Source organism: Bacteroides sp., from assembly GCF_028690125.1.
In the GTDB taxonomy this organism is placed as follows: domain Bacteria; phylum Bacteroidota; class Bacteroidia; order Bacteroidales; family Bacteroidaceae; genus Bacteroides.
On sequence record NZ_JAQVBV010000014.1, the window covers coordinates 34,402 to 51,815 of the forward strand.

At 41.3% G+C, this 17,414-nt stretch carries 10 protein-coding genes; 8 read left to right on the top strand and 2 right to left on the bottom strand.

The annotated features are described in order from the left end of the window. Nucleotides 1-18: 18 nt before the first annotated feature. The 3 genes from PHO71_RS10895 (at nucleotide 19) to PHO71_RS10905 (ending at nucleotide 4,777) form a co-directional block, all read left to right on the top strand. A complete protein-coding gene (locus tag PHO71_RS10895; RefSeq protein ID WP_300202995.1) occupies nucleotides 19-2,010 on the top strand; it encodes a DUF3858 domain-containing protein in 1,992 nt (663 codons plus the stop codon). A gap of 29 nt (nucleotides 2,011-2,039) precedes the next feature. Next, nucleotides 2,040-3,935 carry a transglutaminase domain-containing protein gene (locus tag PHO71_RS10900; protein WP_300202998.1) on the top strand — a complete coding sequence of 632 codons (1,896 nt, stop codon included), beginning with the start codon at nucleotides 2,040-2,042 and terminating at the stop codon, nucleotides 3,933-3,935. A gap of 191 nt (nucleotides 3,936-4,126) precedes the next feature. Further along, on the top strand, nucleotides 4,127-4,777 hold the full coding sequence (locus PHO71_RS10905) for a hemolysin III family protein (protein ID WP_300203001.1): 651 nt from the start codon (nucleotides 4,127-4,129) through the stop codon (nucleotides 4,775-4,777). Between the two features lie 44 nt (nucleotides 4,778-4,821). Here the strand turns inward: PHO71_RS10905 and PHO71_RS10910 are convergent, their stop codons facing one another. Beyond that, nucleotides 4,822-5,040 (bottom strand): helix-turn-helix transcriptional regulator, encoded by a 219-nt coding sequence (locus PHO71_RS10910; RefSeq protein WP_300203004.1) that lies wholly within the window; start codon nucleotides 5,038-5,040, stop codon nucleotides 4,822-4,824. Nucleotides 5,041-5,044: 4 nt separating this feature from the next. After that, nucleotides 5,045-5,482 (bottom strand): hypothetical protein, encoded by a 438-nt coding sequence (locus tag PHO71_RS10915; RefSeq protein WP_300203006.1) that lies wholly within the window; start codon nucleotides 5,480-5,482, stop codon nucleotides 5,045-5,047. Between the two features lie 315 nt (nucleotides 5,483-5,797). On the opposite strand from PHO71_RS10915, the gene rpiA reads away from it, so the two are divergent. The 5 genes from rpiA (at nucleotide 5,798) to PHO71_RS10940 (ending at nucleotide 17,396) form a co-directional block, all read left to right on the top strand. Next, a complete protein-coding gene (gene rpiA / locus PHO71_RS10920; protein ID WP_300203008.1) occupies nucleotides 5,798-6,499 on the top strand; it encodes a ribose 5-phosphate isomerase A in 702 nt (233 codons plus the stop codon). Nucleotides 6,500-6,731: 232 nt separating this feature from the next. Then, nucleotides 6,732-9,149, top strand: a complete 2,418-nt coding sequence (locus PHO71_RS10925) for a TonB-dependent receptor (RefSeq protein WP_300203011.1) — start codon at nucleotides 6,732-6,734, stop codon at nucleotides 9,147-9,149. 1,621 nt (nucleotides 9,150-10,770) lie between these two features. Beyond that, the gene (locus PHO71_RS10930) at nucleotides 10,771-12,180 is read left to right on the top strand and encodes an IPT/TIG domain-containing protein (protein ID WP_300203014.1); all 1,410 of its coding nucleotides are present in this window, start codon (nucleotides 10,771-10,773) and stop codon (nucleotides 12,178-12,180) included. A 22-nt stretch (nucleotides 12,181-12,202) separates the two neighbouring features. Beyond that, nucleotides 12,203-15,334: a TonB-dependent receptor gene (locus tag PHO71_RS10935; RefSeq protein WP_300203017.1), complete on the top strand. Its 3,132-nt coding sequence runs from the start codon at nucleotides 12,203-12,205 to the stop codon at nucleotides 15,332-15,334. 22 nt (nucleotides 15,335-15,356) lie between these two features. Next, nucleotides 15,357-17,396 (top strand): RagB/SusD family nutrient uptake outer membrane protein, encoded by a 2,040-nt coding sequence (locus PHO71_RS10940; protein ID WP_300203020.1) that lies wholly within the window; start codon nucleotides 15,357-15,359, stop codon nucleotides 17,394-17,396. The last annotated feature ends 18 nt before the right edge of the window (nucleotides 17,397-17,414 follow it).

Here is a 17,414-nt window from a genome sequence, read left to right on the forward strand (position 1 = left end):
CTTAAAACGATTAATACAATGAAACTAACACTAATTTTATCCTTTTTACTATTCTGTTGGCAAAGTTTAGCTGCAGATGTTATTACTCCGAGTGCTAAATTTGGAAACCCTTCGAAAGAAGAGCTTATGATGACTGTGTATGAACCCGATAGTGCAGCATCAGCAGTAGTGCTCCATTCCAAAACGAACGTAGAATATGAGTTTACCGGACGCAGACTTCGCGTTGTCTATAAATATCATGTCAAAATCAAAGTACTCAAACCAAGTGGGACTTCCTATGCCGATATTACCATTCCTTATTTTGCACCCGAAAGCAACTCTTCAATTCCGACAGATATAGTTAGCCATATTGACGCATTCTCTTACAATCTGGATGGAAAAGAAACGGTATCTACTAAGATGAAAAATGATATGATTTTCCGGGAACGACTCAATAAGCAGTTTATGCAAGCTAAATTTTCTATCCCCGCAGTAAAAGAAGGTACTCTGTTCGAATACAAATACGAACTTTCATCCGATTACTTTTACACCATCAATCCATGGATCGCACAACAAGATATCCCGGTTCTTTTTACCCAATACGACATCACAATTCCCGATGTGCTGAAATTCAGCACAGATATGCGAGGAGGTGAACGACTGGAAACGAAAAGGGAAGATGTCAATCTTTCTTTTTCCTTTGGAGGAGAGAACGTTGTCGAAAACTCCAACGGGCATTACTTTCAATTCATAGGCAGACAATTGCCGGCAGTGCGCCCTGACAATAATGTGTGGTGTACAGATGATTATCTGACAGGTGTAAGTTTTGAATTGAAAGGACTGGAATTGCCCGGCGAACCTTATAAGTCGTTCACACAAGCCTGGGATAATATAGACAAAATGTTATTGGAGGACGATGATTTCGGTAAACTACTAAAAACACGTAACCCTTACCAGGAAGAGATAAAAACATTAGGGCTAGACCAACTTCCCGATATACACAATAAAGTAGCAGCCATTTACACTTTTCTTAAAAACAAAATTTCATGGAACGGACAATATAAGCTTTATGGCAACGACGTGAAAAAGGCGATCAAGGATGGAACAGGTAGTAATGCCGACATCAATTTTGTATTAATGAGTATGCTACAAGAAGCCAATATCCCTTGTTTTCCAGTAGTGATGAGTCGCAGAGATACAGGAGTGCTACCTTACATACATCCTACCATTAAAAAGTTAAATACATTTGTAGTAGGTATTGCCAATACAGACACCACACTAGTTTATTTGGATGGATCAGTGCAACACGGTTTTATCAATGTACTCCCTCCGGTATTGATGGTGAAACGCGCACGCCTAATCAATCCCAATGGACCGTGTAGCTGGATAGACCTTAGTGAGATAGGTAAAAACCAGATCCGCTCAATGGTAAACGTACAAATAAATACAGACGGAAAGATTGCCGGAACCCGTGTAACAACATACAAGGGGCAATTTGCTTCTTCGTTCCGCAAACGCTATCAGGAAGCAAAAGACAGTACGGAATTCATTAATAAACTGGAAGCGAATGAATCTATAAAAATCAGTGAGTTACAGACAAAAAAAGTGACTACTTTCGCTCCCGATATCACGGAGTTCATTAAGTTTGAAAAACAGGCAGCCGTGAATGGTAATCTTATTTATATCAATCCACTTATATTTCTACATATCAGTAAATGCCCATTCACACAAGTAGAGCGACAACTCCCGTTGGAGATGCCCTATCCGGAAGAACTCAATTTTAGGATATCTTTGCAAATACCGGAAGGCTACACCGTAGAGGAATTACCCGAATCTATACAAATCCAAACCTCAGATGGGAAATGTGTTTGTCTATACAAGATAGGCTCTACGAATGGAAAAATCGAGGTAGCATATGTATTTAAGTCCGACAAGTTACTTCATCTCCCTGCTGAATATCAAGAAGTGAAATCCTTCTGGGAGCACGTGGCAGAAAAAAACAACCAAATGCTGGTACTAAAAAAAATATAGTAAGTAATCACCAATCTATTTGAGTTCACATGACGAATCGTTCAAGAAACAAGATAACCAGACTCCTATTCTTTGCTTGCGTGAGCCTCTCTAAATTCTCAGCACAAGCACAGGATGAAACATCCAACACCATCTCCATTGTGCAGGATATGCACACGGAAATCATTTGCAAGTCGATGACACAATCGGTAGAAAAGCAAAGCATCACCATCACCATTCTCAATCGCAAAGGGATGGACAATGCTCAGTTTATTTGCCGCTGTGATATGTTCAACTCTTTACAAAAGTTCTCCGGAGAAATATTTAATGCCGCCGGGCAAAGCGTACGGAAGATAAAAAAATCAGATCTTCAGAAGAGTGAATATTCCAGTTCACTCGCTTCGGACGATTACTTCTATGTATACGACTGCAATTATCCTTCCTCTCCCTTTACCGTAAAATACGAATGGGAGGTGAAATGTACGAACGGTCTCATCGGTTATCCGCCTTTCCTACCACAGTTCAGTTTCGACCAGAAAGTGGAAAAAGCTTCTTACCGAATTGAACTCCCTGCCGGACAAACCTGTCGGTATTATGAACAATATACCAAAGGAAAAAACATTCAGGTGAAAGAGTCTACCGGTCCGGATGGACGACAGATCATCGAAGCCACTGCTTCTAAACTGTCTCCTATTGAGAAAGAGCCGTTTGGACCCTCTTTTGCGCAACTATTTCCACGCGTATACTTTTCTCCTTCCGCATTTCAGTACGACAAGACCGTAGGAGACATGAGTACCTGGCAAAAGTTTGGAGAATGGCAAAACAGGTTGCTCGAAGGACGCGATCTGCTGACGGAACCTTTCCGAAAATCACTGCATGAACTGACAGCCAACTGTTCCACCGACCGGGAGAAGGTGAAAGCTGTATACGACTATCTGGCAAAAAACACACGTTACGTCAGCATTCAGCTAGGAATCGGAGGTTTACAACCTATTGCTGCCACTGATGTCTGCCGAACGGGATTTGGTGATTGTAAAGGACTCTCCAACTATATGCGTGCCATGCTCAAGGAATTGGGTATTCCTTCTACCTATACCGCCATTAGTACCGAAAACGAACGACTTATTCCCGATTTTTCGAGTCCTAACCAGATGAATCATGTCATCCTTCATGTTCCGCTTCCGCAAGATACACTTTGGTTGGAATGCACCAATCCACAGCTTCCCTTCGGATATGTACATCAAGGCATTGCAGGTCACGATGCATTGCTCATCGAGCCTAACGGAGGACGAGTATATCGCTTGCCCACTTATCCGGATTCACTAAACACTCAATGTATTACGGCCAAAGTAATACTTTCTCCCACAGACGAAACTCGTATCGAAGTAAATGAAACTTCTCGGTTATTTCAATACGAAGACGAAGCAGGTATCACTTATCTGGAACCAAATCAAAAGAAAGATCGTATCCGTTCGAATATCAATCTGCCGCAAGCCGATATTCTCAATCTGCAAATTGATGAACAGAAAGAATCCAACCCGTCTATCACTTTTGACTATACAATCAGCAGTAACCAGTATGGAAATAAAACAGGTAATCGGCTGTTCATGCCCGTCAATGTTTTCCGTAAAGGGTTTAGTGTCCCCCGTGTCATGAAACGTACACACCCTATTCATATCAACTATGGATATGCAGATACAGACAGCATCCGTATTTTATTGCCCGAAGGATATGCTATTGAAGGACTTCCCCGTCCGGTCAGTCTGCAAAGTAAATTCGGCAGCTTCCTGTCCTCCGTTCAGGTGAAAGACAAAGAGATATTTGTTATCCATCGCCTGATGATGAACAAAGGCGTTTATGATCCCGAAGAATACTCTGCTTTTGTAGATTTCCGTAAACAAGTGGCAGAACAGCATAACGGAACAATTGTTCTAAGAAAAGAATAAATCACAAGTTCGATATAACTCGAAACAACAATAAGCCACAAACTTGATATAACAAAGTATCATAGTTCTTTCTCCTTTTAGAAAAAGCACTACCTTTGTAGTCAATTTTAATCATGTCACTAATCCGGGTCACTATGACCGGCAACTATATAGTAAACATTAGGACAATTTGAAAATCAGGAGGATAAACTTTGAAGAATAAACGATATAGCAATGGAGAAGAACGGGCAAATACACTAAGTCACGGGTCAGGTATCCTGCTTGGACTTTTTGTGAGCTATTTACTATTGAGAAGAGCTGCCGGAAGTGCAGAACCGGATTGGGCCATAGCCAGTGTCTCAATCTACTTGATAGGAATGTTATCCTCCTATATCAGTTCTACGTGGTATCATGGCAGCCGTCCGGGACGGAGAAAAGAGTTATTACGCAAATTCGACCATGGAGCTATCTATTTACACATTGCTGGTACATATACTCCGTTCACATTACTTGTGATACGCCATGCAGGTGGTTGGGGATGGGGAGTATTTTCTTTCGTATGGCTATCAGCCATCGTTGGGCTGATTCTGAGTTTTACAAAACTGAAAGAACACAGCAATCTGGAAACAATCTGTTACGTGGGAATGGGTAGTGCTATCCTTGTTGCACTGCAACCATTAATGACCTGCCTGACAGCAATGGATGCTGCCCCTGCCTTCTGGTGGTTGTTGGGAGGAGGAGCTTCCTATATTGCCGGTGCAGTATTCTATTCACTTCGCAAACCATATATGCACGCAGTCTTTCACTTATTCTGTTTAGGAGGAAGCGTTGGACACATCATTGCTATCTGGCTGATACTATAGTCCGATAGCAATAATCGTGTTTAAATCAAGAACAACACTTCCCACTATTCCGAATCATTCAGTACAAAGATCTCTTCTACGGGAACTCCGAAGTATCGTGCAATTTTCAATGCAAGCACAGTGGATGGAATAAACTTTCCGGTTTCCACCGTATTAATTGTTTTACGGGTCACCCCGATAGCAACAGCAAGTTCTTCCTGACTAATATTCTTCATAGCCCTGTAAACCTTGATTTTATTAATCAAGTCTTTATTTTCCATCATCCGGTTACGGTTTATATAAAATCAATCTTCGAATTTCAGCAGAGAAAAGAGTGATAGTGATCAACATCAGACATCCGACACGAATCGAAAAATTAAGCAATCCACCAAAGACAAATAGAAACAATCCACTAATGAGAGCAGCGTAAAAGCCTGTAGACAAAGATTTATAGTTATAAACGGAATATATTTCACTGTTTAAAGCGCCCATAAGTCTCCTGTCCTTTCTTATTTTTCCGAGGACTGACGAAGCCCTCCACGTAACAACTAAAAACAATATATTCAAAGTATTAAACCATATACTTTCATATCTGTTGGATATACCATTATCCATACAATACACCCCCCATATTGTACTTGTCATAAGGAACATACCTACAATAGTCCGCACCAAAAGAGCATAAAAACGTTTAGTCTCCATCTTTTCAATAATGTCATTTTCCATAATACCCAAATTTTAAATATTTATTTTCGAGTAGCAAATATCACTTATAAGTTCCATAAAGGAACCTATAGGTTACAAATATAAGTAGAATTTATATATCTGCAAATTATATCATAAGTAATGCATCTAAATTAATTGATAATCTGCTAGAGTCCCTGTCATCAAAAACATTGTTCTTCCCCAATAGCGAGAGAACCAAAGGGGAGGGTGAAGGATCTCTTTTTTGTTATTAAAACAAAGAAGAGATCCTTCGCTACGCTCTGGATGAAACAAACCACCTCTCCCACTCGTTATATACACAAAAGTGTATAAACGATGAAGTGGGAAGATCAACTGATAAAGCATCTGCAATGGTCGGATACGATTATCAACAGAAAGGAGAAAGAGGGTGTAGCCCGTAAAATAGCAGCGATGGCAAAAGATGGTGATGTGATAGGAGCCGGTTCCGGTTCCACCGTCTACCTCACCTTGTTCAAACTTTCCAAGCGGATTCATGAAGAAAACTTTCACATCGAAGTCATCCCTGCTTCACAGGAAATCTCGATGACTTGCATACAGCTCGACATTCCGCAGACCACTCTTTGGGAAAAACGCCCCGACTGGACATTCGATGGAGCAGATGAAGTAGATCCGGATCATAACCTGATAAAAGGACGTGGTGGAGCTATGTTCAAAGAAAAGCTGCTGATAAAAAGCAGTGGAAAAACATTTATTCTCATCGACCGAAGCAAACTTACCAATTCGTTAGGTAGCAAGTTTCCAATACCTGTTGAAGTATTTCCTCCGGCTCTGAGCTATGTAGAACATGAGTTGCGAAAGTTGGGAGCCTCAACAATTACCTTACGTCCGGCACACGGAAAAGACGGAGCAATCTTGACAGAGAGCGGGAACTTCATTCTCGACACCTATTTCAGCTACATCAACTCTTCACTGGAGCAACAGTTAAAATCAATAACCGGCGTTATCGAAAGCGGACTTTTCATAGGATATGACGTAAACGTAGTACTATCTGATTGAAAATTTTGATATTATACATTCAGAAAAGAAGTACGGAATGCAGAAAAGTTACTATCTTTGGAACCATTATTTTTTGAAACAAAATAGAGACATGACAATTCTTCCCATTATCAGCACTGTTACTATTTCACGCTTTTGAAAAAACACATTAATAGATCAGCGCTATTTTGAGGAATGAAGTTTTTTATTATTAGTGACCGGAGCCGGTTCCTACCAAAATACGTTTTGTACAATGAAGAAATTATGTGTATTGCTGACCTTATGCCTGGTGTCCGCCATGATGTGGGCAGCATCGGCTGATCCTCAGATTAAAGGTCGTTTGATTGATGCGACAACGAAACAGGTTATCGATTTCGCCGATATCCTATTGTTCAAGAGTGGAGATACGAATCCGCAAATGAATACTACGCCTGATACAAAAGGGCTTTTCAGCCTCCGGAAAGTAAAGCCCGGAACCTATACATTGATGATTCGTCTCATAGGCTACGATATCGTAACCCGCGAGAATCTGGTTATTACGGGAAATACAGTCCTCAATCTGGGAGATATAGAACTGAAACCGTTGGAAAACGGTCTGGCAGAAGTAGAAGTGGTAGCAGAAAAACGGCAACTGGTCTATAAGCTGGATAAGAAAATAGTGGCAGCCTCTACCAATATAGTAGGCAGTGTCGGTTCTGCCGCAGATATCCTCGAAAATACACCTTCTATCCGTGTAGATGCTGACGGAGACATTACCTTTCGCGGAAGTACAGGTTTCAAGGTATACATTGACGGTAAACCAAGTGTTTTTTCAGGTACACAGGCTTTGGAGCAGATCCCGGCAGGACATATCGAGAACATTGAAATTATCACTACCCCTTCTGCCAAACATGATACAGACGGTGATGTAGGTATTATCAATATTATAACCAAGAAGCATTCGTTAAAGGGACTGAGTGGGATGGCAAACTTGTCAGGAAGCACCTGGCTTGCCCGTAATATCGACTTTTTACTGACACAGCAAAATACCCGTTCGCGTTGGTATGTAGGCGGACAATGGACGGACAGATTGCGTAAAAGTGATTTCGACCAGAAGAAGACTACGATTGTAGGAGATCAGACCACCGTTTCCCATTCCGTAGGTCCACGTACGGGTGATTCTTATTACTATACCTTAAAAGGCGGATGGAATCTAGAATTGGCTAAGACTTCCATCAACGTAGACCTTGAAGGCGGCTATGGTGGTAACAAACGAAAAGGAGATATGTCGTACCAGGAAACCCGTACGATCAAAGGCAGCGAACCGGTGACCGAATTCTATAACAGTATTGACGATTACGATAATGATGAGAATATCGGCTTGGGAAGTTTCTCCGTAGAACACCGTTTTAATGAAAAAGGTCATCAGATTGCTGCTTCCGGATATTATAAATACGGTGGTCATGCACTGGAATATTTCTTCAACGACTTGAACGATCTGGAAGGTAACCGCCAACAGGGACACCGTGCCTACGAAGCGGAACATCGGGAGACACTGAGAGCTAATTTGGATTATAACCTGCCTTTTAAAAAAGTCGGCAAACTGGAAGCCGGATACCAATATTATTCCTACCTGGAAGATGGAAATTACAATATGGAATGGTGGAATCCGGAAACGCAGAGCTTTTATTGGCGTGATGATATTTACAACACCTTCTATTTTCAGGAAGGAGTAAACTCTGTTTATGCCATCTTATCCGGCAATTGGAAAGGTTTTGAAGCGCAAGCGGGTGTCCGCGGAGAACATACGCATACTGTGTTAAAAAGTTCCGTTCCCGGAGCAGACCGGACGAAAAACCGATTTGAATTTTTCCCGTCGGTACATCTGGGATATACATTTGCAAACGAACATCGTCTGCTGTTCTCTTTTTCACGACGCACCACCCGCCCGCAATTGTTCTACATGGAACCATATATTACTTACCGTGATTTCTATACTGCCGAAATAGGCAATCCGGATATCCGGCCGGAGTACATCAATTCTTTTGAGATGAACTACCGCAAAACATTCGGTGAGAACTCAGTTTCGGCTACTTTGTTCCATCGTTCGCGCAAAGATAAAATCGAGCGTTTGCGTGTTCCCTATATAGCAGGTGTCACGCTTGATTCAATGGCTAATGTAGGACACGACTATTCAACTGGTATCGAGTTAAGCACATCACTTCATCCCGTTAGCTGGTGGAATACCACCGTAAACGGTAATGTATATCATTATAAGGTGAAAAATGAATTGGCTGCCGGAGGAAAAAACGAATCCAGCACCAATTACGATATCTTATGGAACAACCTTTTCACATTAGGGAAATATACACGCCTACAACTGGATGGCAGTTTCGTCGGACCGTCTGTTACCACTCAAGGACGAACCGATGCCTATTGGTATGCTAATCTGGCTATCCGCCAACAGTTGCTCAAACGGAAACTCACGGCAACGCTAGCTTTTAAAGACATCTTTCGGTCTGCTTGTTATATCAGCGACATTCAGACAGCCAATTTGCGCTCGTACACGAAAATCAAACCTAAGTATCCGCAAATCATGCTGACATTGAGTTATACATTCAACAGCTTTAAAGGCAAATCCTCGCAAACCAAAGAAGACAGAAATGAGATGTTTGAGGGAATCAAGCATTAAACTTATTCACATTAATCCAATCATAAAAGGCGCGGATTACACCGAATTCCAAGACCTCGCAAATATTTAGGTCTAAAATATAGTCAATAAAATTAAACGAGTTATAGTCCCTTCATCTATAGCTCGTTTAATTTTTATATGTATCCAATTTAACGAAAGGTGTTCGTATTCTGACTGCAGCAAACATTCTGCATACGAGTTCAAATTTTGTGGCATTCAAAATCACTCCAAATACTTTGTTCTTCTAAAAAGAAGTTGATTTAAACTAACTATAAGTTCAAGTTTTTCCCTAACATCGAGCTATAGCCTCCAATGTTAATGGGAAGTCTTAATAAATAAACCTCTTCACCGCTTCCGCTTGAATATGTTATATTCAGATCTGCCTACGAACTGATGGACAAGAATCCTTTTAACCCGAGAAAGAATTTTCCTTTAACGAACAAAACAGGGAAGGGACTGACACACCCAAAAGCATCTCAACTTAATATAGCGAGTTCATGGAGACAAATTGTACGGGCAGTTATACTAAACATGATCCAGGCAAGCAGCTTTCTTTACTGATCAGAATAAGGTTCGTTCACCTGCCGGACAAGAGGAATATAAAAATCACTTAATACATTTTCTAGAATTAATAAACATCGTACTCGCATATGTGAGCTAATCGGTTGTTTTTTAAGTGGACAACCCACTGCCATTCTTTTTTTTCATAACTTTAATCTTTAAATAAGCGGCCATTTCGATTCAAAAATAGAAAACGCTTTTAAAAAAACCTTTATACAGAAAAAAATCAGAAAGAAAGTTCCCCCTTGGAAAATGCACGTGGATAAGTTTTGTCAATAGTACGTCCTCAAGATATGTCGGAACCAATGTATCTTGATACACAAGCTATTCAAATAAATATCAGTATGTGTTAAATTTCCCATAGAGTGGTTCTTCGGTTTTAAGCTCCGGCTGATTTGCAATGAGAAAGGAGAATTGTAGAGCTTCATGTTCACTCCGGAAAAAGCCGATGACAGGAACCCGTTAGGAAACAAAGGCTTTATTACTCAAATCCTTAAAAACTTGTCTGGAATAAAGGCCATGACGGCAGAAAAACGATTGAAAAACTCTTTGTAGACGGAATGTTATTGATTGCCAAACTGAAAAGTAACATGAAAGGGATGCTAATGAATGTCTCTGAATCAGCCTACTTTATTCCATGTTTTTTCGTCGAGTTGAAGTTATTTTAAAGGAAGCGTGAATTTTTGTTCATATTTTCTTTGTTTTTCTGTTGTTTGATTATATATTTGCGCCATGATTAGCCTATAAATAATAGAAAAAATGCAAAATAAATTAAACACAGCGCACGATTATGAGACCTACAGACCTAACACCAAGAATAACTTACACAAGAGTTATACTACATCAATGCTTACATTCCCTTATCATCTGAAGGATTAGAAGCCGGAAAAAAGAGATAGAAAAATCATTCATTTCACTCAAAAGATTTATTTGTTTTCAAAACCAAGTATTTTTCATTAGAAATTATATAAAATAAAATAAAATTGGAATATTAGTTTTTTAATATATTCTGATTCTTTATTCAATATGATATATTTTTATCATTTAACTAATTATATTTATGAAAAAACATTTAATCACAGCACTTATTTGCTGTTTATCATTCATCGGTTGCAAGGATGATAAGGTCGATTCCACTCATTACGACCCCTCCCAGCCGATAGTGTTTACAGATTTCAGTCCCAAAGAGGGAGGTATGCGAACCCGCCTGTACATTGAAGGCAGTAATTTTGGAAGTGACCCTTCTAAAATTCATATCACGATTGGTGGGCAAAAAACGAAAACCATCGGAGCTGATGGAAAAAACATTTATTGTATGGTTCCATCCAAGGCTTTTGATGGAACAATCAATATCCGCGTAGATGGACCGGATGGTAAAACAGTTGCAGAACATACATTCGAGGAGGAATTCAAATACGATCCTGCAACAATTGTAGGTACCCTGCTACGTAAGGTCGATCAGGATAATAATTCTGCATTTCAAGAGGGTTCATTTGATGAAGGAGCTTCTATTCCTTCCAATGACTGTATGGTGTTCGACCCCAAATACACGGAAGGAGACGATCGGTTACTTTTTTCTTCAAACCATTCGGACGGTCTCCATCTGGTAAACTTGACGCAACGGACTGTAAAACGTCTCTTCCCAAGAACGGGATACAACACAATGTATTCTTTCACGTTCAGTGCTGACGGAGATACATTACTGTTTACCGATGACCACGGTCAGGATAACACTAGCCGGGCAAACATCTATTATTCTCTCCGTCGTGAGAATTTCCGCCGAATCCGTCCTTATAACTATGGTAGAACGTCATACAGTTTAATATATATGGATGACGGAACTGTCTTTTACACCACTTGGTGGGAAGGTAAAGTCTACAAAATGAAGCGTAATGGAGCTATTCCGAATATCGATGATAACGCGGAAGTTGCCTTTAGTTTGAGCCAGATATCGGCGGTAGGCGGTTCACATACTATATTATTCAGACACCCATCCAATAAATTTATGTATATGCTTTCTGACGGATTTGGTGCAGTGTTCAGAGCCGATTATGATCCGGTCAAAAAAACATTTGGTAATCCCACCATCATTGCCGGAAACATGAACGATAAAGGCTTCAAGGAAGGAACTGGAGGTGGTGCCCGATTTAACAAGCCACAATTCGGTGTGTTCGTTAAAAATGAGTCTTATGGAGAAGGAATTGGTATAGATCAAGACCAATACGACTTCTATTTTTGCGACAGAGAAAATCACTGCGTTTGGAAACTCGATCCGCGCGGAGTAGCCTCTCTTGTAGCCGGACGAAGTAATGAAAACGCTGATGGTAAAATTTGGGGATATGTAGACGGTAGTCCGTTGCACGAAGCACGTTTCAACCAGCCGGCAGGTCTTGCTTACGATCCTGATGGAGACATGTTCTATATTGGAGATATCGATAATAAAGGGATTCGTTATATGACAACGGAATAATACAATTTAAGCACGAATGAATATGAGAAATATAATTTTATTATTTTTATTGATAGTAGGCTGGACAACGACAGTCTGCGCTCAAAACGAACAACAGACGCTTGAAGTGACGGGAATCGTCACAGACGCAAAGAACGAGCCTTTAGTGGGTGTAAACGTTACAGCGAAGAACATACCGGGTTTCGGTGGTATAACAGACATAGACGGACGTTATAAAATTAAAGTCCCCAACTATTCTTATCTGGTTTTTTCCTATGTGGGCTTTGAAAAGCAGGAAGTCTTTGTCAAAGATAAAAAGAATATCAACGTTGTGTTGGTAGAAACCAAAGCAACGTCACTTGATGAAGTCGTTATCACAGGAACGGGTGCCCAAAAGAAGATCACCATGACAGGTGCCGTTACTACAGTAGATGTTTCCCAGCTACGTACCCCTACTGCAAGTATCACAAATGCCCTTGCAGGTAACGTTGCCGGTATTATGGCACGCCAAACTTCGGGACAGCCGGGTAGCAATTTTTCTGAATTCTGGATCCGCGGTATCTCCACTTTCGGTGCCGGAAACGGTGCATTGGTGCTAGTCGATGGTTTCGAACGTGAACTGAATGAAATCAATGCGGAAGATATTCAGGACTTCTCTGTATTGAAAGATGCGTCTGCAACAGCTATTTACGGTTCGCGCGGTGCGAATGGTGTTCTCTTGATTACTACTAAACGCGGTAAAGAAGGAAAGACTCGCGTCAATGCCAAGGTAGAAACCTCCTATAATACACGTACCAGAACTCCCGAGTTTGTGGACGGTCCCACATATGCTGGCATGATGAATGAAGCTTTGGTTAATCGTAATCAAACTCCAGCTTATACCGACAGTGATTTGGCAATGTTTGCAAACGGTCTGGATAAGGATCTTTTCCCGAATGTGGACTGGATGAACTTAATACTGAAAGATGGTGCTCCTACTTATCGTGCAAACATAGACTTAACCGGAGGTGGTACGGTAGCCCGTTATTTCATTTCTGCCAGTTATGTAAATGAAGGCGGTATGTACGAAACAGATCGTGCTATGACAGATTATAACACCAATGCGAACTACCATCGCTGGAACTACCGTATGAATGTAGATATAGACCTGACAACAACTACGTTATTAAAAGTAGGCGTAGCGGGTTCTTTGGACAAACAGAACTTACCAGGAAGTCAATACCATGAAATTTGGAACTCACTGATGGGATATAGCCCCATCGCTTCTCCGGTACAGTACAGTGACGGGAAATGGGCAGCAATCGGTAATGCAGGAAAAAGAAATCCTTGGGTACTGACTACCCAGCAAGGATATCAGGAAACATGGAAGAATAAAATACAGACTACGGTAAATCTTGAACAAGATTTTAAATTTATCACACCGGGATTAAAATTCTATGGTCGCTTCGGATTCGATACTTATACAGACAACGGTGACAACCGTTTCAAATGGCCGGAAAGCTGGTTAGCGGAACGTCAGCGTACCTCTGACGGAGAACTTCAGTTCAGAAGAATAGAAACGGAACAACTGATGAGCGGAACAATGTATTCAAGCGGACAACGAAAGGAATATTTAGAGACTGAGCTACACTACAACCGCCAGTTTGGTGACCACATAGTAGGAGGTGTATTAAAGTACTCTCAGGATAAGACTACCAATACGTCTCACAATGATAAATCCAATAGCTACGATAAGATTGTGCAGAGCATTCAGAACCGTCATCAGGGATTTGCCGGACGTTTTACTTATGGATGGAAGTACCGCTACTTCTTTGACTTCAATTTCGGTTACAACGGTTCCGAGAACTTCGCGACAGGTCAGCAGTTCGGATTCTTCCCTGCCTTTTCAGGAGCATGGAACATCGCTGAGGAGCCAATTGTCAAGAAACACCTCAAATGGATGAATATGTTCAAGTTACGTTATTCTTATGGAGAGGTAGGTAATGACAGATTAATGGATGGAAATGATCAAATACGCTTTCCTTACGTACCCAAATTCACAGAATGGAATGGAAAGTTAGATGATAAAGAGAACATAGGTAACCTGAATGGATACTATTACGGAGATATAGGTACCAGTAACTATTATTATCCCGGATTAACCTATTCGAGAATAACATCAGACATCATCACTTGGGAGGTTGCCAAGAAACATGACCTCGGACTTGACTTCTCCTTGTTCGACGATAAGTTCAGCGGTAGCATTGACTACTTCCACGAACAACGTGACGGTATTTATATGAAACGTAATTTCCTTCCCAATGTCATCGGTCTGAATCATATCGGAACAAAACCTTACGCTAACGTGGGTTCTGTCTTATCTGAAGGTTTTGACGGTAACATCGCTTATAAGCATAAGGTGGGTGAAGTAGGTCTTACGGTACGTGGCAACATGACTTACAGCAAGAATAAAATCAAGGAGTATGACGAAGAGAACAGCCGTTATCCGTATAAGATGATGTACGGATTCCGTGTAGACCAAGCACGCGGTCTGATAGCCGAAGGACTGTTTAAAGATTATGAAGAAATCCGTAACAGACCTTCACAGGGTGCAGGTATCATGCCGGGAGATATCAAGTACAAGGACGTAAACGGTGATGGAGTAATTGACAACAATGACGAAGTGGCTATCGGTGCAACTACTCGTCCTAACTTGATTTATGGTTTCGGTATATCTGCAGAATGGAAAGGATTTGACGCCAATGTTCACTTCCAGGGAGCCGGTAAGTCATCCTTCTTTATCGACGGATTTACGGTATATCCATTCAAAGAAAAGTCTTGGGGTAATATTCTGACAGATGTAGTTGGTAACTACTGGTCGTTGGGAACCAACGAAGACCCGAATGCCAAATACCCACGTCTGAGCTATGGAGAGAATCCTAACAACTATCGTAATTCTACTTATTGGTTGAGAAACGGTTCATACATCCGTTTGAAGAACGTGGAACTCGGTTACACCATCCCCAAAAAAATCGTCAATAGACTCCATCTGGACCGTGTACGTTTCTACCTGATGGGAACGAACTTGCTGACTTTCTCCAGCTTTAAGCTTTGGGATCCGGAACTGGGCAGTTCTAACGGACAACAATATCCGTTATCTAAAACTGTTACTATCGGACTGACTGTAGGAATCTAAAACAATCATTAAAAGAAAAGTTATGAAAATAAATAAATACATTATATTGGGAGCGGTGGTGCTCGGTCTGGGACTTACTTCCTGCTCCGATTACCTGAATGTAGATCGCTATTTCAGAGACCAGCAGTCTACAGACCGCATCTTCTCGGACAAAGATTATACACTCCAATGGCTGTCATTCTGCTACAGCCGCCTGCAAGGAGACAATCTGGAGGTGGGACACAGTGACGTAGTTCCTTTCAACTTCTCAGATGACCAAGTATTCAACGAACGCGGAGACCGTTTTGCTAAATTCAAACGTGGCGAATATTTAAATTCCATTGGTGGTCAAAATGCATGGAATTGGTCATATGAAGGAATCTATCAAGCGTCCATTCTGCTGAATGAGTTGCATACGAATAATGACCTCACTCCGGAAGAAGTGACAGATGTAAGAGGTCAGGCTCGCTTCCTACGTGCCTATTTCTACTGGATGCTGCTGAGAAAATTCGGTCCGGTACCTATTCTGCCGGCAGAAGGAGCCGACTATACAAAATCATATGACGAGTTGGCGTATCCACGCAACACCTATGATGAGTGTGTGGAATTCATCACCTCCGAACTGGAAACTGCAGCTACCGAACTGTTCGAGAAACGCGATAACCTGAACATTGCCCGACCAACCAAAGGAGCGGCATTGGCTGTACGTGCCAAAGTTTTCCTCTATGCTGCCAGCCCGCTGGCAAACGGCAACACGGAAATGGCAGACTTTGTCAATATGGATGGCAAACAGTTGATTCCACAAGAATACGATGAAGAGAAATGGGCTAAAGCTGCTGCTGCCGCCAGAGACATGATTGAATACTCGGAAGCGAGCGGACGCTACAAACTTTATACTTTTGAAAGACGTCCGGTTAGTACAGACGAGGCTTATCCAACCACTATTGAACCACCCTATCATGATGAATACAGCAACAAGCCTTTCCCGGAAGGATGGGCCAATATAGATCCATTTGAATCATACCGTTCTATTTTTAATGGTGACGTCTATGCAGCCGAAAATCCGGAACTGATTTTTACCCGCGGAACCAATGGTGACAGCAATAACTTAAAAGATGATAACTCTATGGCAGATCTTGTAAAACATCAGCTGCCGGGAACTTTTGGAGGATATAATGTACACGGAATGACCCTTAAGCAGAGTGAGGCTTATGATATGGCGGACGGTGAGCCGTTTGACAAAGACAGTTACACATTGCATAAAGGTAAATTTACAAACGACGGAAACAAAGATGATCACAAGTTCGACCGTGTAAAAAATGATGTATGGTGGGGATACACCAACCGTGAACCTCGTTTCTATGCTTCTGTAGCTTTCAACGGAGCTCTATGGAATGCACTAAGTATTACCGAAGAAGGAGGAAAAGACTCACGAAATAGACAAATCTGGTATTATCGTGGAGCAACCGACGGACGTATCAACGGATCTGATAACTGGTGTATTACCGGTATCGGCATTATGAAATATGTAAATCCGAACGATTGTGCCAAATGGGGAGGCTCTATCTATAAGAAAGTGGAACCTACACTTCGTTATGCCGACATATTGCTGATGTATGCAGAAGCACTGAATAATATAACCGAAGGAATGCATTATCCTATAGCTTCATGGGACGGAACCAAAACTTACGACATCTTCCGTGACCAAGAAGAGATGCGCCGGGGAGTGAAACCAGTACGTATGCGTGCCGGAGTACCTGATTATAGTGATGAAGTATATGAGAATCCGAAAAAATTCTTTGAAAAAATAGTTCATGAACGGCAGATCGAATTCTTTGGAGAAACTCAGCGTTTCTATGACTTGCGTCGTTGGAAAATTGTAGAAGAGAATGAAGGTGAACAGATCTATGGCTGCAACACGCTGATGAACAAAGATTATAAAGATATGTATTATCTGCCAGTCAGAGTAGCCGAATTGCAGACTTCTTTCTCTCGCAAACAGTACTTCTGGCCCATTAGCTTCGATGAACTGAAACGGAACAAGAATTTGTCACAAGCTCCAGGATGGCAGTCTTATGATTAATGTTAACATTATAAAGGA

Excerpts from the sequence above, each read along its gene's own strand:
- PHO71_RS10895 (WP_300202995.1), top strand. The coding sequence starts at position 19 with ATGAAACTAACACTAATTTTATCCTTTTTACTATTCTGTTGGCAAAGT.
- PHO71_RS10900 (WP_300202998.1), top strand. The coding sequence starts at position 2,040 with ATGACGAATCGTTCAAGAAACAAGATAACCAGACTCCTATTCTTTGCT.
- PHO71_RS10910 (WP_300203004.1), bottom strand. The coding sequence starts at position 5,040 with ATGATGGAAAATAAAGACTTGATTAATAAAATCAAGGTTTACAGGGCT.
- PHO71_RS10915 (WP_300203006.1), bottom strand. The coding sequence starts at position 5,482 with ATGGAAAATGACATTATTGAAAAGATGGAGACTAAACGTTTTTATGCT.
- rpiA (WP_300203008.1), top strand. The coding sequence starts at position 5,798 with ATGAAGTGGGAAGATCAACTGATAAAGCATCTGCAATGGTCGGATACG.
- PHO71_RS10925 (WP_300203011.1), top strand. The coding sequence starts at position 6,732 with ATGAAGAAATTATGTGTATTGCTGACCTTATGCCTGGTGTCCGCCATG.
- PHO71_RS10930 (WP_300203014.1), top strand. The coding sequence starts at position 10,771 with ATGAAAAAACATTTAATCACAGCACTTATTTGCTGTTTATCATTCATC.
- PHO71_RS10935 (WP_300203017.1), top strand. The coding sequence starts at position 12,203 with ATGAGAAATATAATTTTATTATTTTTATTGATAGTAGGCTGGACAACG.
- PHO71_RS10940 (WP_300203020.1), top strand. The coding sequence starts at position 15,357 with ATGAAAATAAATAAATACATTATATTGGGAGCGGTGGTGCTCGGTCTG.